Source organism: Corynebacterium lemuris, from assembly GCF_024919295.1.
In the GTDB taxonomy this organism is placed as follows: domain Bacteria; phylum Actinomycetota; class Actinomycetes; order Mycobacteriales; family Mycobacteriaceae; genus Corynebacterium; species Corynebacterium lemuris.
In genome coordinates this window covers 131,121-150,744 of record NZ_JANWTC010000004.1, presented here as the reverse complement: position 1 = coordinate 150,744, position 19,624 = coordinate 131,121, and the positions used below count along the sequence as shown (strand labels likewise).

Sequence of the window (19,624 nt, the reverse complement as noted above, 5' to 3'; positions counted from 1 at the left end):
GGTTTTCCTTCACTGGGTCAGTGCGCGACGCGGCTGAGGCCGCGCAGGGCATTGGCGTAGGCGAGATCGGGGTCGAGGTGGCGCAGCTCCTCGGCGATGCAGTCGGCGTCGGAACGTGCGTTCATCGCGACGAGGGACTCAGGGGTGCCTGGCAGCTGCACACGGACGGTGCGGTGGTCGACAACTTCGACGGTGAGCGGACCTGAGGCCCGGTCGAAGCGCAGGGAGCGGATGGGGAAGAGACGGTGGTCGTCGCCGGGGGCGCACACCACGCGGGCGACGGGCACCCCGAGGCGGTCGGCGAGCCAGCCGGCCGCGATGTCGATGGAGGGTTCGTGGGCCGGGCCGATGAGGGTGGCGGATTTGACGGCCTCCTGCGGATGGCGGTCGAGGGCAGAGACGACGATGCCGCGCCAGCCGGTGATCTTCGACCACACCACGTCCGAGTCACCGGGAGCGTAGGAGGCGCTCATCTGCGAGAGGATGTCATCGGTGGCGCAGTAGTCGGCGTTGGTGATCCGGCGCTGGGCCAGCCGGCCCACCGGGTGGGCCGAGGGGGTGTCGGGCGCGGTGGTCGGCCACCACGCCACGACGGGGGTGTCGGGCAGCAGCAGGGGGGTGACCACCGCGGCGAGATGGTCGACCATCTCGCCGTTGATGCGCATGATGACCATTTCCGAGGCGCCGGCGTGCCCGCCGACGCGCACCTCGGCGTCGAGATGCGGCTTCCCCTCACCACTGCCGGTGAGCAGCACCAGCACGCGGGCGGGGTGTTCGTGGGAGGCGTCACGGGTGACGGAGATGATGTGGTCGACGTCGTCGTCGAGCGCGGCGACGACGATGAGGGTGAGCACCCGCCCGGTGGTCTGGGAGTAGTTCTCCCGGGCCTCGAGCAGGCTGGTGGCGATGTTGCGGGTGTCGGTGTCCGGCAGGGTGATGATCATGTACGGCCTTTCTCGGGTCTGTCAGGGACGGCGCCAGGCACGGCCGGTACGTTCGAGGACCCGGTCGGCGCTGACCGGACCCCAGGTACCGGACTCGTACTCCTCCGGCTGCCCGCTCTCCGCCCAGTAATCCAGGATCGGGTCGAGGATCGCCCAGGACAGTTCGACCTCCTCGTTGGTGGGGAAGAGGCTGGACTCGTCGAGCAGTGCATCCAGGATGAGGCGTTCGTAGGCCTCGGGGGATTCCTCGGTGAAGGCCTCCGCATAGGAGAAGTCCATGTTCACGTCACGCACCTCCATCGCGGAGCCGGGCACCTTGGAGCCGAAGCGCATGAGTACACCCTCGTCCGGCTGGACACGGATGACGATGGCGTTCTTGCCCAGCGAGGAGGTCTGCCCCTCGAGGAAGGGCTGGTGCGGGGCCTCCTTGAACACCAGGGCGATCTCCGTGACGCGGCGGCCCAGACGCTTTCCGGTCCGCAGGTAGAAGGGCACCCCCGCCCAGCGGCGGGAGTTGATCTCCAGGGTGCAGGCCGCGTAGGTCTCGGTGATGGATTCGGGATCGAAACCCTCCTCCTCACGCAGGCCGCGGACCTTGTGGGAGCCCTGCCAGCCGGCGGCGTACTGGCCACGCGCCGTGGTCCGGTTCAGCGGGTAGGCGGGTTTCGTGGCGCGCAGCACCTTGACCTTCTCGTCCTGCAGCTCCGTCGGGTCGAAGGAGACCGGCTCCTCCATGGCCACGAGGGCCAGCAGCTGGAGGAGGTGGTTCTGCATGACGTCACGGGCGGCGCCGATGCCGTCGTAGTAGCCGGCGCGCCCACCGAGGCCGATGTCCTCGGCCATGGTGATCTGCACGTGGTCGACGTAGTGGGCGTTCCACAACGGGTCAAAGAGCTGGTTGGCGAAACGCAGCGCCAGTATGTTCTGCACCGTCTCCTTGCCCAGGTAGTGGTCGATGCGGAACACCGACTTCTCCGGGAAGACGGAGTTGACCACCTGGTTGAGCTCGCGTGCGGTGGCCTGGTTGTGGCCGAAGGGTTTCTCGATGATCACCCGCCGCCAGGACTGCTCCCCGGCTTCCGCGAGTCCGGAGCGCTGCAGCTGGTGGCAGACATCGGAGAAGTAGTCCGGCGGTACCGACAGGTAGAACGCCCAGTTGCCGGCGGTACCGCGGGTGGCGTCCATCTCGGCGAGCATGGCCGCCAACCGGTCGAAACCGTCGTCGTCGAAATTACCCTCGACGAAGTGCATGCCCTCCGCCAGCCGTTCCCAGACGTGCTCGCGGAAACGGGTGCGCGCACCCGCCTCGACGGCCTCACGGACGTAGGCCTCGAACTCGGCCTTCGTCCAGGAGCGCCGCCCGAAACCGATGAGGGTGAATCCGGCGGGCAGGAGACCACGGCCGGCCAGGTCATAGATGGCCGGGAGCAGTTTCTTGCGGGCCAGGTCACCGGTGACGCCGAAGATCACCATGCCGGAGGGGCCGGCGATCCGGGGCAGCCGTTTGTCCTCGGTGCTGCGGAGCGGGTTGACCCAGGCATCAGTGTCGGTCACGGGCAGGGGCATGCGCGTTCTCTTCCTTTTCGGTGGGGGAGGGTGCCGGGTGTTACTGCAGCTGGGTGGCCATCGAATCCAGGAGCTCGGACCAGGAGGCCACGAACTTCTCGACGCCCTCCCGCTCCAGCACCTCGAACACGTCATCCAGGTCGATGCCCACGGCGACGAGCTGCTCGAAGACGGCCTGCGCCTCCTCGGCGGTACCGCTGAGGGTGTCACCGTGGAGTCCGCCCTGCTCGAGGACGGCGTCGATGGTGGGCTCCGGCATGGTGTTGACGGTCTCCGGGCCGGCCAGCTCGGTGACATAGAGGGTGGCCGGGTAGTCAGGGTTCTTCACGCCGGTCGAGGCCCACAGGGGGCGCTGGACATGGGCACCCTCGGGGAGATCCTTCTCACCGATCTCCTGGAAGACGGCGTAGGCGCGGCGGGCGTTGGCGATGCCGGCCTTACCGCGCAGGGCGAGGGCCTCCTCGGAGCCGATCTCCTCGAGGCGGCGGTCGATCTCGACGTCGAGACGCGAGACGAAGAAGGAGGCCACGGAGCGGATCTGCGACACGTCATGGCCGGCTTCGGCGGCGCGCTGCACACCGGTGCGGTAGGCGGCGATGACCTCGCGGTAGCGGGCCACGGAGAAGATGAGGGTGACGTTGACGGAGATGCCCTCGGCCAGGGCGTCGGTGATCGCCGGGATCGACTCGGAGGTCGCCGGGATCTTGATCATGACGTTCGGGCGGTCGACGCGCTTCCACAGCTGGCGGGCCTGCGCGATGGTGGCATCGTGATCGGCGGAGATACGCGGGTCCACCTCGATGGAGACGCGGCCGTCCCGGCCGCCGGTGGCCTCGTGGATGGGCAGGAAGATGTCGCAGGCGTCGCGGACGTCGTCGACGGTCATGGCGTAGACGGCCTCGTCGACGGCGGCACCGGCCTCGCGGAGGGCGGTGATCTGCTGGTCGTAGGCGTCGCCGGAGCTCATGGCCGCGGCGAAGATCGACGGGTTGGTGGTCACGCCGACGATGGACTTGTTGTCGATGACCTCCTGCAGGTTGCCGGAGGTGATGCGCTCGCGCGAGAGGTCGTCCAGCCAGGTGGACGTACCCAGCGAGGCGAGCTCGTCAATGTGGGTCATGGTTGTGTCCTTTACTTGAAGGTCAGGTGTGCCGCTACTGGGCGGCGGTGATGGACTCGCGGGCGGCCTCGACCACAGCCTCGGCGGTGATGCCGAACTCCTCGAAGAGCTTCTGGAAGGGGGCGGAGGCACCGAAGTGCTCGAGGGAGACGTTGCGGCCGGCGGTGCCGGTGAAACGGTGCCACGGCATCGCGATGCCGGCCTCGACGGAGACACGCGCAGTGACGGCGGCCGGCAGGACCGACTCGATGTAGGCGGCGTCCTGCTCCAGGAACCACTCGACACACGGCATGGAGACGACGCGGGCGGCGACACCCTCGGCCTCCAGGGTCTGCGCGGCCTCGACGGCCAGCTGGACCTCGGAACCGGTGCCCATGAGGATGACGTCCGGGGTCTCCCTGGAACCCTCCACCAGGACGTAGCCGCCGCGGCGGACACCCTCGGCGGCCTTCTCCTTCGTGCCCTCGAGCACCGGCACGTTCTGGCGGGTCAGGGCCAGGCCCTTGGGGGACTCACGGTACTCGAGCGCGGCGGCCCAGGCCTGGGCGGTCTCGTTGGCGTCGGCCGGGCGGATGATGGACAGGCCCGGGATGGCGCGCAGGGCGGCCAGGGTCTCCACCGGCTGGTGGGTCGGGCCGTCCTCGCCGAGGCCGATGGAGTCGTGGGTCCACACGTAGTAGACATCGGACTTCATCAGGGCACCCAGGCGGACAGCCGGGCGCATGTAGTCGGAGAAGATGAGGAAGGTGCCGCCGTAGGGGCGGGTCGGGCCGTGCAGGGCCATGCCGTTGAGGATGGAGCCCATGGCGTGCTCACGGATACCGAAGTGCAGGTTGCGACCGTAGGGCTCGGCGGACCAGGTGTCGGTGGAGATGTGCTCCGGGCCGAAGGAGGGCGAACCCTTGATCACGGTGTTGTTGGAGCCGGCCAGGTCGGCGGAACCACCCCACAGCTCCGGCATCTGCTCACCCAGGATCTGCAGTGCGGCCTCGGAGGCCTTGCGGGTGGCCACGCCCTTGGCGTCGGCGTCCCAGCTCGGCATGGCCTCGGCCAGGCCCTCGGGCAGCTCGCGGGCGGTGGCGCGGTCGAGCAGTGCCTTGGCCTCCGGGTTGGCCTCGGCCCAGGCGTCGAACTTCGGCTGCCACTCGGCGCGCTTCTGCGCACCGCGCTCACCCAGCTTGCGGGTGTGGGCGAGGACCTCATCGTCGATGTGGAAGTGGGCTTCCGGGTCGAAACCCAGGATCTTCTTGGTCGCGGCGACCTCCTCCGCACCGAGGGCTGCGCCGTGGGAGGCACCGGTGTTCTGGGCAGTGGGGGCCGGGTGGGCGATGACGGTGCGCAGACGGATGAAGGTCGGGCGCTCCGTCTCGGCCTTGGCGGCGACCACGGCGGCCTCGATGGCCGCGACGTCCTCGCCGCCCTCGATCTCGATGGTCTGCCAGCCGTAGGCGGCGTAGCGGGCGACGACGTCCTCGGTGAAGGCGATCTGTGTGTCATCCTCGATGGAGATGCGGTTGTCGTCCCAGAAGACGATGAGGTTGCCCAGCTGCTGGGTGCCCGCCAGGGAGGAGGCCTCGGCGGTGACACCCTCCTGGAGGTCACCGTCGGAGGCGATGACGTAGATGAAGTGGTCGAAGGGGGACTCCCCGGCCGGGGTATCCGGGTCGAAGAGACCGCGCTCGCGGCGGGCGGCCATGGCCATGCCGACGGCGGAGGCCAGGCCCTGACCCAGCGGCCCGGTGGTGATCTCCACGCCACGGGTGTGGTGGACCTCCGGGTGGCCCGGGGTCTGGGAGTCCCAGGAGCGCAGTGCCTTCAGGTCATCCATCTCGAGGCCGAAGCCGCCGAGGTAGAGCTGGATGTACTGGGTCAACGAGGTGTGACCGCAGGACAGGACGAAATGGTCACGGCCGATCCAGTCGGTGTCATTGGGGTCATGGTCCAGAACCCGCTGGTACAGGGTGTAGGCCAACGGCGCCAGGGACATCGCGGTACCCGGGTGGCCGGAGCCGCAGTTCTGGACCGCGTCGGCGGCCAGGACGCGGACGGTGTCCACCGCACGGGTGTCAGTCTCGGTCCAGTCGGTGGGGTAACGGCGCTCCGTCAGGGCCTGCAGTTCGGGCGACAGGGTCACGATCGGATTCCTCACTTCAAAGTTGATCGTCAAGGGGGTTCTGGTGGGGTGCGATCCGGCACGCAGGCGCCGGGCAGCCACAGCACCCACCACCTTAGTGACTCAACGTCTCCCGGGGTGCTGCGGCCCACACAAGAATCCCGGACCTGGTGGGGGATTATCAGGCTGAGGGAGGTGGACGTTAGGATGGCAGGGCTGGATCCCCGAGGTTTATCGCGGCCGGGAACTTTTCCGCCGCCCCACCCGACCAGTCCAGGTAGGCGCACCTTGAGATGCGCCCCCGTCTTTTCACACACCTGCCGTTGGAGGAACTTTCCCTTGGAGACAATCAAGGCCTATATTGCGCTGACGAAGCCGAGGGTCATTGAGCTGCTCCTCGTAGCCACCATCCCCGCGATGCTGCAGGCCGACCGCGGCGAGAACAACATCGTCCTCATCCTGCTCACCCTGGTGGGTGGTTGGATGGGCGCCGCCGCCGCGAACACCTTCAACATGGTCGCCGACTCGGACATCGACCACAAGATGGGCCGCACCCGCGCCCGTCCGCTGGTCCGCCACACGGTGTCCAACCGCAACGCCACCATCTTCGCGTGGACGCTGCTGGTTCTGTCGGTGCTGTGGCTGGGGCTGCTGTGCGGTTCCTGGCTCGCGGCCTTCTTCATCGTGCTGACGAACTGGTTCTACGTCTACGTCTACACCAAGTGGCTCAAGCGCCGGACCTGGCAGAACGTCATCTGGGGCGGGGCCGCCGGCTGCATGCCCGTCATGGTCGGCTGGGCCGTCATCACCGACAACCTGCCTGAGGGCGTGCCCGCCCAGTGGTGGCAGGCGATCGTGCTGTTCCTCATCATCTTCTTCTGGACCCCGCCGCACACCTGGGCCCTGGCCATGAAATACCGCGACGACTACAAGAACGCCGGCGTGCCGATGCTCCCGGTCGTCCGTGAGCCCGTCGAGGTCACCCGCCAGATCGTCTGGTACACCTGGGCGACCGTGCTGACCACCCTGCTGCTCGTCCCGGCCGCCTCCTGGATCTACCTGGCCGGTGCCGTGGCCGGTGGCGCCTACTTCCTCATCTCGGCGATCCTGCTGCACAACGGCGTGAAGAAGGGCACGAAGGTCAAGCCCCTCAAGCTGTTCATCCTCTCGAACAACTACCTGGCGCTGGTCTTCGTGGCCCTGTCCATCGACGCCGTCCTGGGCTGGGAGACCATCGGCTCCATGCTGGGGTGGACCACCACGTTCTTCTAGTCTCCCCGAGCTTATCGACGCGACCGCGGTCAGTCCTGCACGTGCAGGACAATAGACCCGGTCGTTTTTCGTGCCTGGAGGTCGCGGTGGGCCTGCGCGGCATCGGCAAGCTCATAGGAACCGGAGATCCGGAACTGCAGCGTCCCGTCCACGATGGCCTGGGTGACCGCCTGGGCGCGCATGCGAAACTCGCCCTCCCGGGCGGTCCAGGCGCCGATGGAGGGGCGCGTGAGGAAGATTGAGCCGTGGGTGTTCAGCAGCTGCGGGTCGAAGGGCTCCACGGGCCCGGAGGCCGCGCCGAAGAGCGCGACGGTGCCGCGGGGGCGCACGGCCTCCAGGGATTCACTGAAGGTGTCCCTGCCCACGCCGTCGTAGACCACGTCCACACCCACCCCGCCGTTGCGGCGGCGCACGACCTCCGCGAGGTTCTCGGAGTAGTGGAAGACCTCCGTGGCGCCGGCCTCGCGGGCCAGCTCCGCCTTCTCATCGGAGGAGACCACGGAGAACACCCGCGCGCCCTTCGCCGCGGCCATCTGGGTGACCAGCAGGCCCACGCCGCCAGCACCGGCGGTGATGAGGCAGGAATCGCCCTCGTTCAGGTCATAGACGCCGTGGGTGAGGTAGTGGGCGGTGATGCCCTGCAGCAGCATGGAGGCCGCCACCTCGGGTTCCACTCCCTCGGGGACGGCGACCAGGCGGTCACGGGCGACGCACACCTGCTCGGCGTAGGAGCCGAAGGCCTCGGACCAGGCGACGACGGTGCCCTCGGCGATCTCGCCCAGGGGGTCGTGGACGACCCGTCCGGTGCCCTCCAGGCCCGGGATGAAGGGGAGTCCGGCGTGGTAGACGCCCTCGCGGTAGTAGGTGTCGATGTAGTTGACGCCGGCCACCAGGACGTCGACGAGTACCTCGTCTTCGCCCGGGACCGGCGCCTCGACGTCGCGCAGGACGAGGACCTCTGGTCCTCCGGTTTCGGTGATCTGGATTGCCTTCATGGCCTCCAGGCTAGTTACCTCACCGCGGTTGCGTCAGCGTTTGGGCGCAGTGGGGTGTAACCGGTGCGGCGCAGGCCGTGGGCCCAGAGGAAGGCGGAGAACGCCACCACGACCGAGGACATCGCGATGTGGGCCGGGACGGTCCAGCGGGGGATGCCCAGGTAGAACTGGATCAGGCCGATGCCCCACTGGACGAGGATCATGGCGATGAGGACGTAGGCGGTCTGTTTCGCCGCGGTGTGGGCCTTGTGGCGGTGCAGCAGCCAGGTGACCACGAGGGTGGCGGCCAGGTAGAGGTACATGCAGGCGGCGTGGATGTAGGCCATCAGCTTGATGTCCACCTCCAGGCGGCCTTCCATGCCTACCCCGGCGTCACCGGAGTGCACGCCCGCACCGGTGGTCATGGTGCCGGTGATGAGCACCAGGGCCAGGGCCACGGCGGCCACGGCGGCCAGGGAGCGGATCAGCTGCGGGAACATCCGCACCGGCTCGGCATTGTCCGGCTCGGCCAGGCGCATGTAGAGCAGGGCGGCGATCCACACCAGGATCATCGAGGGCAAGAAGTGGATGGCCACGGCCCACCACTTGAGGTCAAGGAGAACAGATACGCCGCCGATGACGGCCTGCAGGATGATGCCGATGCCGGAAATCAAGGCATAAACCTTGATTTCCCGGCGACGGCCCGCCCGGATCACCGCGATGAACACGGCCAGGGCGATAGCGGCGAGGACGAACGTGAGCAGGCGGTTGCCGAACTCGATTGCCTGGTGGATCGCCGGGGCGGCACCGGCGACGGGCACCAGCGAGCCTTCGTGGCAGTTGGGCCAGGTGTCGCAGCCGAGGCCGGATCCGGTCACCCGCACGACCGAGCCGGTGACGGTGATGCCACCCTGGGCCAGCAGCAGGAGGAAGGCCAGGATGCGCTGGAGGCGGACCGAGGGCCCGCGGGAGGTTCGTTGATTGTCAGTGGCGGTCACGGTGTCAGTCACGGTGCCCATCCTATCTGTGTGTTCCGGCAGGTCGACAGACGTTGCCGGGTGTGTGGGGTGTGGGGAATGTCTACGCCTCGAAGCGGAACCATTTCGCCGCCGCAGCCGACGCGGCACCCGCCCAGGCCAGCAGGATGATGATCTGCAGCCAGGGCAGCGAACCATCGAAGGCGAGCGTGAGACCGGAGGCCAGCGCCACGGAGGGCACCAGGGACCACCAGCCGGTGGCATCCAGGCCCTGGGACCACAGCACCCAGCCGACGATGCCGACGAGGACGACCCAGATGAGGTTGCCCAGGGCCAGCACCAGTTCCGAGCTCATCGTTCCGCCCATGAGCAGGCCGAGGGCACTGAAGGCGGCGACGCCGATGAACAGCACCACCAGGGCCAGCACCACGCCCAGGGGTTCGGCCCGCCAACCGAGCAGGAGCGCGACAGCACCCAGCAGGAGGGTCTGCAGGGCGGCCATGACCGTGACCGCGATGACCTTGCCCGCGATGATCGTGGAGGCCGGCACCCCGGAGGCACCGGTGCGTTTGAGGGCGCCGTAGCGCCGGTCGAAGGCCAGGGCGATGGCCTGTCCGGTGAATCCGGAGCTGGTGGTGGCGATGGCCAGGACCATGGGCAGGATCTGCTGGATGGTGGTCTCCTCACCCAGCAGGGGCATCCGCGCGGTGGCCACGAGCATGATCAGGGGGATGATCACGCTGAGCAGCAGTTGTTCGCCGTGGCGCAGGAAGAGGATCGTCTCCATGCGGCCCTGCGCGGCGAACATGCGGGCCGCGGAGGCACGCTTCGGGGCGGGGGTGAAGGTACCGGGGGTGAAGCGGGTGGTGGTCATGGTTTCGTTGGACATGTCAGCTCCTCAGACTCCGTCCGGTGATGTCGAGGAAGACCTCCTCCAGGTTCCGGTGGTCGACGTCGAGCCTGCGCACGAGCACGCCCTGTTGGGCGGCGGCGTCGGTGAGGGCGGCGATGAGCGCCGGGGTGGCGACGGTGTTCAGGCAGTAGTGCAGGGGGCGGATGGCCTCAATGGGGGTGGCGCCGGGGCAGCGGCGGGTGACCTCCCGGCCGGCCCGGGCGGTGTCGAGGGGGCTGTCGGTGGCGAAGGTCACCCGGGCACCGGTCTCGCCGTTGGTGGTCAGTTCCGCGGGTGTGCCCTGCGCGACGATCTCGCCCTTGTCCATGATGACGATGTGGTCGGCCAGGGCCTCCGCCTCGTCCATGAGGTGGGTGGTGAGGATGACGGTGACGCCGTCGGCGCGCAGCGCCTCGACAAGCTCCCACACCGCGAGGCGGGACTGGGCGTCCATGCCGGCGGTCGGCTCGTCGAGGAAGATCAGCTCCGGCCGGCCGATGATGGCCAGGGCCAGGGACAGGCGCTGCTGCTGGCCGCCCGACAGGCGCCGCCAGGTGGTGTTGCGCACCCCGTCGAGGCCGAGGACGTCGATGAGCCATCCGGGGTCATGCGGATCATCGTTGTAGGCGGCGGCGAGGCGCAGCATCTCGCCCACCCGGATGCCGGAGTAGGAGCCGCCGCCCTGCAGCATGATGCCGATGCGGCGGCGGACCTCCTCCGGATGGGTGACCGGGTCAAGGCCGAGCACCCGGATCTCACCGGAGGTGGGGCGGATGAAACCCTCGCACATTTCGATCGTGGTCGTCTTGCCGGCACCGTTGGGCCCGAGCAGGGCGAGGACCTCGCCCCGCCGGGCGCTCAACGAAATCCCGTTGACGGCGGTGGTGGCACCGAAGTTCCTGACCACGTCCCTGAGTTCCAGAGCGGGCCCGACCAGAGGGTCCGACGCTCCACCGAAAGTTGCAGACACGGTTATTCAGTGTAGGCCACGGGCCGCGCGGCGCCGCATCAGCCACCAGCCCAGCGCAATCACGACGCTGAGGGCGAGTGTTGAACCGAGGTAGATCGTCCCGACCGTCGCCGGTGGCAGGGACAGCCCCCGCGGCAGGACGGTGAAGGAGAAGAAGGTGGAGTAGGCGACCACGGCGACGCGGAACAGGAAGCGGTTCGCCCACGCCGCCAGCGGCACGATGGCCCACAGCATGTACCAGGGGTGGACGACGGGGAAGAGGATGACGAGCACGAAGGTGGCCACACCCAGGCCACCGACCGGGTGGATCGTGCCCCGGAAGGTGGCGAAGAGCATGCGCACGAGGAAGCCGGCGGCGATGAGTACACCGACAGTGCGCGTGACGCTGAGCATGGCGTCGGTGTGGTCGCCCAGGCCCAGCAGCATGCCGATGAAGCCGGTGACCACGCCGATGTCGGTGGTCATCGACAGCCAGCTGCGTATCGACGCCGCCCCGCCCTGGCCCGTCACCCAGCCCAGGCCGATGCCCGTCGCTGCGGTCACCGCCGCGATGGTGGCCACCAGCAGCACCACCTGTACGGCGATGGCGGTGGCGATGGCGCTGACCGGGCCACGCCCGACCCGTACGAGGTGGCGGGCGAGGTTCATGCCCACGAAGCCCAGCGCCAGGAAACCGGTCACCTTGACCATGCCCGCACAGGCGATGAGCACCGCCGAAGCCACGACCAGTCCGGCTCCGGCCGAGGTGTCCACCGGCTGGCCGTTGCGCCCCCCGAGCTTGTCCACACCGCGCAGACCCAGCTCCATGCCCACGAGCATGAGGCCGAGCAGGATGGACTCGTTGTGGATGCCGCCGATCAGATGGAGGATCGTCAACGGGTTGAGCATGCCCAGCCACAGCGCCGTGACGGGGTTGACCCGGCAGCGCCGCGCCAGGCGGCTGATGGCCCAGCCGGCGGCGATGAGCCCCAGCAGGGAGATCAGCCGGTGGCCGATGACACCCATGATGATGGAGTCTGCGGTGACGCGACTGATCACCGAGGCCAGGCCCAGGGCCACGGGTCCGTACGGGGAGGGGGAGTGGGACCAGATGAACGGCACGGAGCGGGCCAGCGGGTCCTCCGGGCCGAGCAGGTCCACCGGCCCCGCGGCATAGGGGTCCATTCCGCGGGCGACGATCGCGCCCTGCGCCAGATAAGAGTAGATGTCCTGGGTGAACAGCGGGGCGGTGAACAGGATGGGCAGCACCCAGGCGGCGAAGGTCCGTTTGATCAGGGAGGAGGTGACGGTCGCCTGGCCGGGCGCCGTGCCGCGGTAGGGTGCGCCGACGAACGGCCCCATGCACACCCAGGCCAGCACGAGCAGGCCGACGCCGACGAGCACCATGATCGAGGAGGTCTGCAGCATCCGGGACATGAAGGTGCCACCGGGGAAAGAGGAATAGGGGTTGCCCACCACGGGCAGGGCCCCGGCCCCCAGGGCACCGAGTCCGATGAGCAGGGCGCCGATGGTGCCGATCCAGCGCAGCACCTGGAAACGGTTGAGTTCGCGGACGCCCAGGCGCCCGGAGCGGGGCTGGTCATCGGCGCCCGGGTCGATGTGGAGCAGCGCGGACCGGGAGCCGGCGTATCCCAGCCGGGGCAGGCTGGCGCTCAGGGAGCTGAGGACCCCCGGTCGTCTGATGTGCACACGGGTCATCCTAGCCACCCGGGCAGCGACGGCAGACACGCCGGGGATTCGCAAGGTTGGACAGTGGGAATGAATTAGGGAACACTAGTGTTGTCGAATAGTAGGACCGTCTCGGGGATTTTCCTGATCCCCGCAGGTGGCCCCCACGAATTCGAGTATCAGGCATCACCCCGAGTCAGTGTGAGGAGGAGACGACAGTGTCCGGAGAATCCCAGGAGCATGGAAACCCGACCGTTCCGGAAACCCGATCGGTGGAAGGAGACACCCGTCGTCAGATCATGCTCATGCTGCTCAAGCACGGACCGTCCACGGCCTCCGAGCTCGCCGGCCGCCTCGACATGTCCGCCGCCGGAGTCCGGCGGCACCTGGACATCCTGGTGGCAGAGGGCCTGGGGGAGGCGGTCGACCGCAGACCACGGTCGGCCGCCGCCACCCGCGGACGTCCCGCCAAGGTCTTCCGGCTCACCCCCCGGGGGCGTTCCATCTTCGGCCACTCCTACGATCAGCTGGCCGTGGACGCGCTGGAGACCCTCCGGGAGACGGGCGGCGAAGAGGCTGTCCGTAAGCTGGCACGCAAGCGCATCCAGCGCATCGTCGAGGGGGTGACCCCGGCGGACGGGGACGAGAATTCCATCCAGCGCACGGCCGGTGAGCTGGCCGACGCCTTCGACCGCCACGGGTACGCCGCAACCGTGACCCGGGCGGGTGCGGGCATCCAGATCTGCCAGCACCACTGCCCGGTGGCCAATGTGGCCGCTGAACACCCGGAACTGTGCGAGGCCGAGCACGAGATCATCTCGAACCTGGTCGGCCTCCACGTCCAGCCGCTGGCCACCATCACCGGCGGCCACGGCATCTGCACGACCAACATCCCGTTGACACCCATTGAGAATCTTCCAGAGGAAAGGAGCGGATCATGACCCAGGCAACGCAGAATCCCGGCTCGACCAAGCCGGAGACCCCGATGAGCGATGACCAGATCATCGAGTCGATCGGTCCGTACAACTACGGCTGGCACGACTCCGACGAGGCCGGCGCATCCGCGCGCCGCGGCCTGAGCGAGGAGGTCGTCCGCGACATCTCCGCCAAGAAGGACGAGCCCGAGTGGATGCTCGAGGAGCGCCTCAAGGCCCTGAACATCTTCGACCGCAAGCCCATGCCGACCTGGGGTGCGGATCTGTCGGGCATCGACTTCGACACGATCAAGTACTTCGTCCGCTCCACGGAGGGCCAGGCCCAGTCCTGGGAGGACCTGCCCGAGGACATCAAGAACACCTACGACCGTCTGGGTATCCCGGAGGCCGAGAAGCAGCGCCTCGTCGCCGGCGTCGCCGCGCAGTACGAGTCCGAGGTCGTCTACCACCAGATCCGTGAGGACCTGGAGGAGCAGGGCGTCATCTTCCTCGACACCGACACCGCCCTCAAGGAGCAGCCGGAGCTGTTCAAGGAGTACTTCGGTTCGGTCATCCCGGCCGGCGACAACAAGTTCTCCGCGCTCAACACCGCGACCTGGTCCGGCGGCTCCTTCATCTACGTCCCGCCGGGAGTCCACGTGGACATCCCGCTGCAGGCCTACTTCCGCATCAACACGGAGAACATGGGCCAGTTCGAGCGCACCCTGATCATCGTCGACGAGGACGCCTACGTGCACTACGTCGAGGGTTGCACCGCCCCGATCTACAAGTCCGATTCGCTGCACTCCGCCGTGGTCGAGATCATCGTGAAGAAGGGCGGCCGCTGCCGCTACACCACCATCCAGAACTGGTCGAACAACGTCTACAACCTGGTGACCAAGCGCGCCAAGGCGGAAGAAGGCGCGACCATGGAGTGGGTCGACGGCAACATCGGCTCCAAGGTGACCATGAAGTACCCGGCCGTGTGGATGACCGGTCCGCACGCCAGGGGTGAGGTCCTGTCCGTCGCCTTCGCCGGCGAGGGTCAGTTCCAGGACACCGGCGCGAAGATGACCCACATGGCGCCGTACACCTCCTCGAACATCGTCTCCAAGTCCGTGGCCCGTGGTGGCGGCCGTTCCGCCTACCGTGGTCTGGTGCAGGTCAACGCCAACGCGCACCACTCGTACTCCAACGTCGAGTGTGACGCGCTGCTGGTGGACAACATCTCCCGCTCGGACACCTACCCCTACAACGACATCCGTAATGACCATGTCACCCTCGGCCACGAGGCGACCGTGTCGAAGGTGTCGGAGGACCAGCTCTTCTACCTGATGTCCCGTGGACTCAAGGAGGAGGAGGCCATGGCGATGATCGTCCGTGGCTTCGTTGAGCCCGTCGCCAAGGAACTGCCGATGGAGTACGCGCTTGAGCTCAACCGACTCATTGAACTGCAGATGGAAGGATCGGTGGGCTAACCGATGACCACAGCTACAACCGGACAGGCAACTGTCGACGCCGCCACCCCGCACAACAACAAGGGTGACGTCTTCGCCTCCTTCAACGTGGAGGACTTCCCGGTTCCGGCCGGGCGGGACGAGGTCTGGCGCTTCATTTCCCTGCGCCGCATCCGCGGCCTGCACAACGGCAAGTTCGCCGAGGCCGTCGAACAGGATGTGCGTGTCGACGTCCCGTCGTCCGCCACCGGTTCCGTCACCGTCGAGACCGTGGGCAAGGACGATGAGCGGCTCGGCAGCGCCGGCGCCCCGACCGACCGCGTCGCCGCACAGGCCTGGACCTCGATGACCGAGGCGACGTACATCGACGTCGCCAAGGACTCGGTCCTCAGCGAGCCGGTCGTCGTGACCGTCACCGGGCGCGGCGAGGGAGTCACCTCCTTCGGCGCCACCGTGGTCAACATCGCCGCCGGCGCTGACGCCGTCGTCGCCGTCCGCTACACCGGTACCGGCACCCACGCCGACAACCTGGAGTTCGTCGTCGGCGACAACGCCCGTCTCACCGTCATCGTCGACGCCGACTGGGACAAGGGTGCGGTCCACCTCTCCGGCCAGCACATCCTGCTGGGCCGCGACGCCACCCTGCGCTACAACTCCGCGATCTTCGGCGGCGACATCGTCCGCATGGTCCCGCGCGTGGACTTCAGCGGTCCCGGCGGCGACGCCGAGCTGCTCGGCGTCTACTTCGCCGACGACGGCCAGTACTTCGAGAACCGTCTCCTCGTCGACCACTCCGTGCCGAACTGCCGCTCCAACGTCATGTACAAGGGCGCGCTGCAGGCCGATCCGGGCTCAGATCTCCCGGACGCCCACGCGACCTGGGTCGGTGACGTGCTCATCCGCGCCAACGCGCAGGGCACCGACACCTACGAGGTCAACCGCAACCTGCTGCTCACCGACGGCGCCCGCGCCGACTCGATCCCGAACCTGGAGATCGAGACCGGTGAGATCGCCGGTGCCGGCCACGCCGCCACCGTCGGCCGTTTCGACGACGAACAGGTCTTCTACCTCATGGCCCGCGGTATCCCCGAGGCCGAGGCCCGTCGCCTGATCATCCGTGGGTTCTTCTCCGAGGTCATCAACCGCATCCCGGTGGAGTCGATCCGTGAGGAACTGGAGCAGCGCGTCGCCGCCGAGCTCGAGTCCATCCACGCTTAAACCCCCTTAAAGAACCCAATTTCTAGACCCGAAAGAGACGTGTACATGTCCACCCTGGAAATCAAGAACCTCCACGCACAGGTGCTGCCGACGGACGGTTCCGAAGAGCCGAAGCAGATCCTCAAGGGCGTCAACCTGACCATCAAGTCCGGTGAAATCCACGCCATCATGGGCCCCAACGGCTCCGGCAAGTCCACCCTGGCCTACATCATCGCCGGCCACCCGAAGTACGAGGTGACCGAGGGCGAGATCCTGCTCGACGGCGTCAACGTCCTCGAGATGGAGGTCGACGAGCGCGCCCGTGCCGGCCTGTTCCTGGCCATGCAGTACCCGACCGAGGTGCCGGGTGTCTCCTCCTCCAACTTCATGCGTTCCGCCGTCACCGCCGTGCGTGGCGAGGCCCCGAAGCTGCGTGAGTGGATCAAGGAGCTCAACACCGCCCGCGAGAACCTGCAGATCGACCGCTCCTTCGGTGAGCGTTCCGTCAACGAGGGTTTCTCCGGTGGCGAGAAGAAGCGCCACGAGGTGCTGCAGCTGGACCTGCTCAAGCCGCGTTTCGCCGTGATGGATGAGACCGACTCCGGCCTGGACGTCGATGCCCTGCGCGTCGTCTCCGACGGGATCAACCGCTACCAGGATGAGACCAACGGTGGCATCCTGATGATCACCCACTACAAGCGCATCCTCAACTACGTCAACCCGGACTTCGTCCACGTGTTCGCCGACGGCCGCATCGTCCACACCGGAGATGCCGGACTCGCCGACAAGCTCGAGGCCGACGGCTACGATCAGTTCCTGTGATGGGCGGATACACCGTGGAGTCAGGCGCACTGGACGTCGAGAAGATCAGGGCGCAGTTCCCGATCCTCTCGCGTACCGTGCGCGATGACCGACCGCTGGTCTACCTGGATTCCGGGGCCACCTCGCAGCGTCCGCTGCGGGTCTGGAAGGCGGAGGAGGAGTTCGTGCTGAACACCTTCGCGCCCGTCCACCGGGGTGCCTACCAGCTGGCCGAGGAGGCGACCGACGCCTACGAGAACGCCCGTGAGAAGATCGCGGACTTCGTCGGGGCGGCAGGCCATGAGATCGCTTTCGTGAAGAACGCGACCGAGGGCCTCAATCTGGTCGCCTACGTACTGGGCGATGACCGCGCGGGTGCGCTGCAGGTGAAGGAGGGCGACACCGTCGTCATCACCGAGCTCGAGCACCACGCGAACCTCGTGCCCTGGCAGGAGCTGTGCCGACGGACCGGTGCCACCCTCAAGTGGTACCGGGCGACCCCGGACGGCCGGATCGACCTCGATTCCCTCGAGCTCGACGAAACCGTCAAGGTGGTGGCCTTCACCCACCAGTCGAATGTGACCGGTGCGGTCGTCGACGTGGCCGAGGTCGTCCGTCGCGCCAAAGCCGTCGGTGCCCTGACCGTGCTCGATGCCTGCCAGTCCGTCCCGCACATGCCCGTTGACTTCCACGAGCTGGATGTCGATTTCGCGGCCTTCTCCGGCCACAAGATGTGCGGCCCCTCCGGTGTCGGCGTGGTCTACGCCAAGGCCCCGCTCCTCGATGAGCTGCCGCCCTTCCTCACGGGGGGCTCCATGATCGAGGTCGTACGGATGGAGGAGTCCACCTTCGCCCCCGCCCCGCAGCGTTTCGAAGCGGGCACCCAGATGACCAGCCAGGTCGTCGGGCTGGGTGCGGCGGTGGAGTTCCTCAACGAGATCGGCATGGACGCCGTCCACGCCCACGAGAAGGATCTCACCGCCTACGCGCTCGAGCGTCTGCAGACGGTCGAGGGGCTGAGCATCGTCGGTCCGACCACCGCCGAGGACCGCGGGGCGGCCATCGCCTTCGTGCTCGACGGTGTGCACCCGCACGATCTGGGCCAGGTGCTCGACAGTCAGGGTGTGTGCATCCGCGTCGGACACCACTGCGCATGGCCGGCCCACCGGTGCCTGGAGGTCCAGTCCACCGCGCGGGCCAGTTTCTACCTGTACAACACGCGTGCTGAGGTCGACGCCCTGGTCGACGGCATCAACCACGCCCGGAAATTCTTCGGGGTGAACTGATGAATCTGGAGTCCATGTACCAGGAAGTGATCCTGGACCACTACAAACACCCGCAGCACGCGGGTCTGCGTGACCCGTTCGAGGCGGAGGTCCACCACGTGAACCCCTCCTGCGGGGATGAGCTGACGCTGCGCGTCCAGCTCTCCGAGGACGGTTCGCGTGTCGAGGACGTCTCCTACGACGCCGAGGGTTGCTCCATCTCGCAGGCCTCGACCTCGGTCATGGCCGAGGAGATCATCGGGCAGCCGGTGGAGCAGGCCATGGCCAAGCTTGCGGAGTTCGAGAAGATGATCACCTCGCGCGGCACTGAACAGGGCGACGAGGACCTCATCGGTGACGGCATCGCCTTCACCGGTGTGGCCAGGTACCCCGCCCGCGTGAAGTGCGCCCTGCTCGGCTGGAAGGCCTTCCAGGCCGCGACCTCCGACGCTCTCAACGAAAGGGAGAAGAAATGACCGACAACACCGATCAGAACCCCACCGATGCCGTCCAGCGTCAGCGCCCCGAATCGCTGACGGAGGAACAGGAGTCCCTCGCCTTCGACGTCACCGAGTACCTGCACGATGTCATCGACCCGGAACTGGGCATCAATGTCGTCGATCTGGGCCTCCTCTACGACGTGTGGATCGAGGACCGGGAGGGCGAGGACGTGGCCATGGTCAACATGACCCTGACCTCCCCGGCCTGCCCGCTGACCGACGTCATCGAGGACCAGGTCCAGGCCGCCCTCGTGGGCAACGGCATCGTGGACAAGGTTGATCTCGAGTGGGTCTGGCTCCCGCCGTGGGGCCACCACATGATCACCGAGGACGGCCGCGAGCAGCTCCGCGCGCTCGGCTTCGCCGTCTAACCGGAGGCCGCCGAGAGACAGGAGACGTAGAAGGCCGCGTTCGCCGGAGTCACGGCGAAGGCGGTCGGCTCCTGGGACAGCAGCGCCCCGATGAACCCCTCCCCGGGGTCTGCGGCGGCGCGGGCGGCCCCCAGCGCATTCGCGCAACCCACGACCATCGTCTCGGTGGTCAGGAAGTCGCCGGCGAACATGCCGGCGACTTTCGCGTTATCCGCCAACGTGGCCCCGGCGCCGAAGGCGATGATCAGCAGGATCATGAACATCCGGCCCCCGCTGCAACCGGGGCGCTTCTTCTCCGCCAACTCCGGCTGCGGCAGTGGGGTCGGTAGGGTGGCCTGGGATGACTGCGCCACGGGGGACCGCCGGGGCCCGGACGACTGTAGTGGGCGGGCGCGGACCTCCTCCAGGGCACGGGCGGGCAGTCCGTAGGCGATGAGGGCCTCACGGAGCTGCCGCTCGTTCGGCTCGGCGTCGAAACGCAGCACCAGCGAACCGTTCTGGAACTGGCCCGCGCGGTACTCGACGATGTAGTCGCGGCTGAGGCCGCCGGAACTCTCGGGCTGTGCGCTCATGACCCCAATCTATGCCCCCGGGTGCGGAATCTGCTGTCCTTTAGGGATATC

18 protein-coding genes are annotated in these 19,624 nt (G+C 67.7%); 8 read left to right on the top strand and 10 right to left on the bottom strand.

Going from position 1 to position 19,624, the window contains the following annotated elements; all coding sequences use genetic code 11:
- Positions 1 to 17: 17 nt before the first annotated feature.
- Genes NYP18_RS07700 through tkt form a run of 4 tightly spaced genes read right to left on the bottom strand, consistent with a single transcriptional unit; the run spans position 18 to position 5,764 of the window.
- Positions 18 to 944 carry a glucose-6-phosphate dehydrogenase assembly protein OpcA gene (locus NYP18_RS07700; RefSeq protein WP_259427590.1) on the bottom strand — a complete coding sequence of 309 codons (927 nt, stop codon included), beginning with the start codon at positions 942 to 944 and terminating at the stop codon, positions 18 to 20.
- Between the two features lie 21 nt (positions 945 to 965).
- A complete protein-coding gene (zwf, locus tag NYP18_RS07695; RefSeq protein WP_259427589.1) occupies positions 966 to 2,510 on the bottom strand; it encodes a glucose-6-phosphate dehydrogenase in 1,545 nt (514 codons plus the stop codon).
- Between the two features lie 40 nt (positions 2,511 to 2,550).
- Entirely contained in the window at positions 2,551 to 3,630 is a 1,080-nt protein-coding gene (tal, locus tag NYP18_RS07690; protein ID WP_259427588.1) for a transaldolase, read from the bottom strand.
- 34 nt (positions 3,631 to 3,664) lie between these two features.
- Positions 3,665 to 5,764: a transketolase gene (gene tkt / locus NYP18_RS07685; protein WP_259427587.1), complete on the bottom strand. Its 2,100-nt coding sequence runs from the start codon at positions 5,762 to 5,764 to the stop codon at positions 3,665 to 3,667.
- A gap of 318 nt (positions 5,765 to 6,082) precedes the next feature.
- Here tkt and NYP18_RS07680 point away from each other — a divergent pair, with 318 nt between their 5' ends.
- Positions 6,083 to 7,015 carry a heme o synthase gene (locus tag NYP18_RS07680; protein WP_126120719.1) on the top strand — a complete coding sequence of 311 codons (933 nt, stop codon included), beginning with the start codon at positions 6,083 to 6,085 and terminating at the stop codon, positions 7,013 to 7,015.
- A 29-nt stretch (positions 7,016 to 7,044) separates the two neighbouring features.
- On the opposite strand, the gene NYP18_RS07675 is transcribed toward NYP18_RS07680, so the two are convergent.
- From NYP18_RS07675 to mptB, 5 genes are all read right to left on the bottom strand, one after another.
- A complete protein-coding gene (locus NYP18_RS07675; RefSeq protein WP_259427586.1) occupies positions 7,045 to 8,010 on the bottom strand; it encodes a quinone oxidoreductase family protein in 966 nt (321 codons plus the stop codon).
- 14 nt (positions 8,011 to 8,024) lie between these two features.
- Positions 8,025 to 9,008, bottom strand: coding sequence for a COX15/CtaA family protein (locus tag NYP18_RS07670; protein ID WP_439648068.1), 984 nt, complete (start codon positions 9,006 to 9,008; stop codon positions 8,025 to 8,027).
- Between the two features lie 61 nt (positions 9,009 to 9,069).
- Positions 9,070 to 9,855, bottom strand: coding sequence for an ABC transporter permease (locus tag NYP18_RS07665; RefSeq protein WP_259427584.1), 786 nt, complete (start codon positions 9,853 to 9,855; stop codon positions 9,070 to 9,072).
- Position 9,856: 1 nt separating this feature from the next.
- On the bottom strand, positions 9,857 to 10,828 hold the full coding sequence (locus NYP18_RS07660) for an ABC transporter ATP-binding protein (RefSeq protein WP_259427583.1): 972 nt from the start codon (positions 10,826 to 10,828) through the stop codon (positions 9,857 to 9,859).
- Positions 10,829 to 10,834: 6 nt separating this feature from the next.
- Positions 10,835 to 12,526, bottom strand: coding sequence for a polyprenol phosphomannose-dependent alpha 1,6 mannosyltransferase MptB (mptB, locus tag NYP18_RS07655; protein ID WP_259427582.1), 1,692 nt, complete (start codon positions 12,524 to 12,526; stop codon positions 10,835 to 10,837).
- Positions 12,527 to 12,795: 269 nt separating this feature from the next.
- Here mptB and NYP18_RS07650 point away from each other — a divergent pair, with 269 nt between their 5' ends.
- Genes NYP18_RS07650 through NYP18_RS07620 form a run of 7 tightly spaced genes read left to right on the top strand, consistent with a single transcriptional unit; the run spans position 12,796 to position 19,001 of the window.
- Complete coding sequence (locus NYP18_RS07650) at positions 12,796 to 13,437, top strand: helix-turn-helix transcriptional regulator (RefSeq protein WP_439648071.1); 642 nt, start codon at positions 12,796 to 12,798, stop codon at positions 13,435 to 13,437.
- Positions 13,434 to 14,888 carry a Fe-S cluster assembly protein SufB gene (gene sufB / locus NYP18_RS07645; RefSeq protein ID WP_259427580.1) on the top strand — a complete coding sequence of 485 codons (1,455 nt, stop codon included), beginning with the start codon at positions 13,434 to 13,436 and terminating at the stop codon, positions 14,886 to 14,888. Before NYP18_RS07650 ends, sufB begins: the two co-directional genes overlap by 4 nt.
- 3 nt (positions 14,889 to 14,891) lie before the next feature.
- Positions 14,892 to 16,085: a Fe-S cluster assembly protein SufD gene (gene sufD / locus NYP18_RS07640; protein WP_259427579.1), complete on the top strand. Its 1,194-nt coding sequence runs from the start codon at positions 14,892 to 14,894 to the stop codon at positions 16,083 to 16,085.
- A 45-nt stretch (positions 16,086 to 16,130) separates the two neighbouring features.
- A complete protein-coding gene (sufC, locus tag NYP18_RS07635; protein ID WP_259427578.1) occupies positions 16,131 to 16,886 on the top strand; it encodes a Fe-S cluster assembly ATPase SufC in 756 nt (251 codons plus the stop codon).
- Entirely contained in the window at positions 16,886 to 18,151 is a 1,266-nt protein-coding gene (locus NYP18_RS07630) for a cysteine desulfurase (protein WP_259427577.1), read from the top strand. The genes sufC and NYP18_RS07630 overlap by 1 nt, the downstream gene beginning before the upstream one ends.
- The gene (sufU, locus tag NYP18_RS07625; RefSeq protein ID WP_259427576.1) at positions 18,151 to 18,606 is read left to right on the top strand and encodes a Fe-S cluster assembly sulfur transfer protein SufU; all 456 of its coding nucleotides are present in this window, start codon (positions 18,151 to 18,153) and stop codon (positions 18,604 to 18,606) included. The genes NYP18_RS07630 and sufU overlap by 1 nt, the downstream gene beginning before the upstream one ends.
- Positions 18,603 to 19,001: a metal-sulfur cluster assembly factor gene (locus NYP18_RS07620; RefSeq protein WP_259427575.1), complete on the top strand. Its 399-nt coding sequence runs from the start codon at positions 18,603 to 18,605 to the stop codon at positions 18,999 to 19,001. The genes sufU and NYP18_RS07620 overlap by 4 nt, the downstream gene beginning before the upstream one ends.
- On the opposite strand, the gene NYP18_RS07615 is transcribed toward NYP18_RS07620, so the two are convergent.
- Complete coding sequence (locus NYP18_RS07615) at positions 18,998 to 19,573, bottom strand: hypothetical protein (protein WP_259427573.1); 576 nt, start codon at positions 19,571 to 19,573, stop codon at positions 18,998 to 19,000. The genes NYP18_RS07620 and NYP18_RS07615 overlap by 4 nt on opposite strands.
- Positions 19,574 to 19,624 lie beyond the last annotated feature (51 nt).

Excerpts from the sequence above, each read along its gene's own strand:
- NYP18_RS07700 (WP_259427590.1), bottom strand. The coding sequence starts at position 944 with ATGATCATCACCCTGCCGGACACCGACACCCGCAACATCGCCACCAGC.
- zwf (WP_259427589.1), bottom strand. The coding sequence starts at position 2,510 with ATGCCCCTGCCCGTGACCGACACTGATGCCTGGGTCAACCCGCTCCGC.
- tal (WP_259427588.1), bottom strand. The coding sequence starts at position 3,630 with ATGACCCACATTGACGAGCTCGCCTCGCTGGGTACGTCCACCTGGCTG.
- NYP18_RS07675 (WP_259427586.1), bottom strand. The coding sequence starts at position 8,010 with ATGAAGGCAATCCAGATCACCGAAACCGGAGGACCAGAGGTCCTCGTC.
- NYP18_RS07670 (WP_439648068.1), bottom strand. The coding sequence starts at position 9,008 with ATGGGCACCGTGACTGACACCGTGACCGCCACTGACAATCAACGAACC.
- NYP18_RS07665 (WP_259427584.1), bottom strand. The coding sequence starts at position 9,855 with ATGTCCAACGAAACCATGACCACCACCCGCTTCACCCCCGGTACCTTC.
- mptB (WP_259427582.1), bottom strand. The coding sequence starts at position 12,526 with ATGACCCGTGTGCACATCAGACGACCGGGGGTCCTCAGCTCCCTGAGC.
- NYP18_RS07650 (WP_439648071.1), top strand. The coding sequence starts at position 12,796 with ATGCTCATGCTGCTCAAGCACGGACCGTCCACGGCCTCCGAGCTCGCC.
- sufB (WP_259427580.1), top strand. The coding sequence starts at position 13,434 with ATGACCCAGGCAACGCAGAATCCCGGCTCGACCAAGCCGGAGACCCCG.
- sufD (WP_259427579.1), top strand. The coding sequence starts at position 14,892 with ATGACCACAGCTACAACCGGACAGGCAACTGTCGACGCCGCCACCCCG.
- sufC (WP_259427578.1), top strand. The coding sequence starts at position 16,131 with ATGTCCACCCTGGAAATCAAGAACCTCCACGCACAGGTGCTGCCGACG.
- NYP18_RS07630 (WP_259427577.1), top strand. The coding sequence starts at position 16,886 with ATGGGCGGATACACCGTGGAGTCAGGCGCACTGGACGTCGAGAAGATC.
- sufU (WP_259427576.1), top strand. The coding sequence starts at position 18,151 with ATGAATCTGGAGTCCATGTACCAGGAAGTGATCCTGGACCACTACAAA.
- NYP18_RS07620 (WP_259427575.1), top strand. The coding sequence starts at position 18,603 with ATGACCGACAACACCGATCAGAACCCCACCGATGCCGTCCAGCGTCAG.
- NYP18_RS07615 (WP_259427573.1), bottom strand. The coding sequence starts at position 19,573 with ATGAGCGCACAGCCCGAGAGTTCCGGCGGCCTCAGCCGCGACTACATC.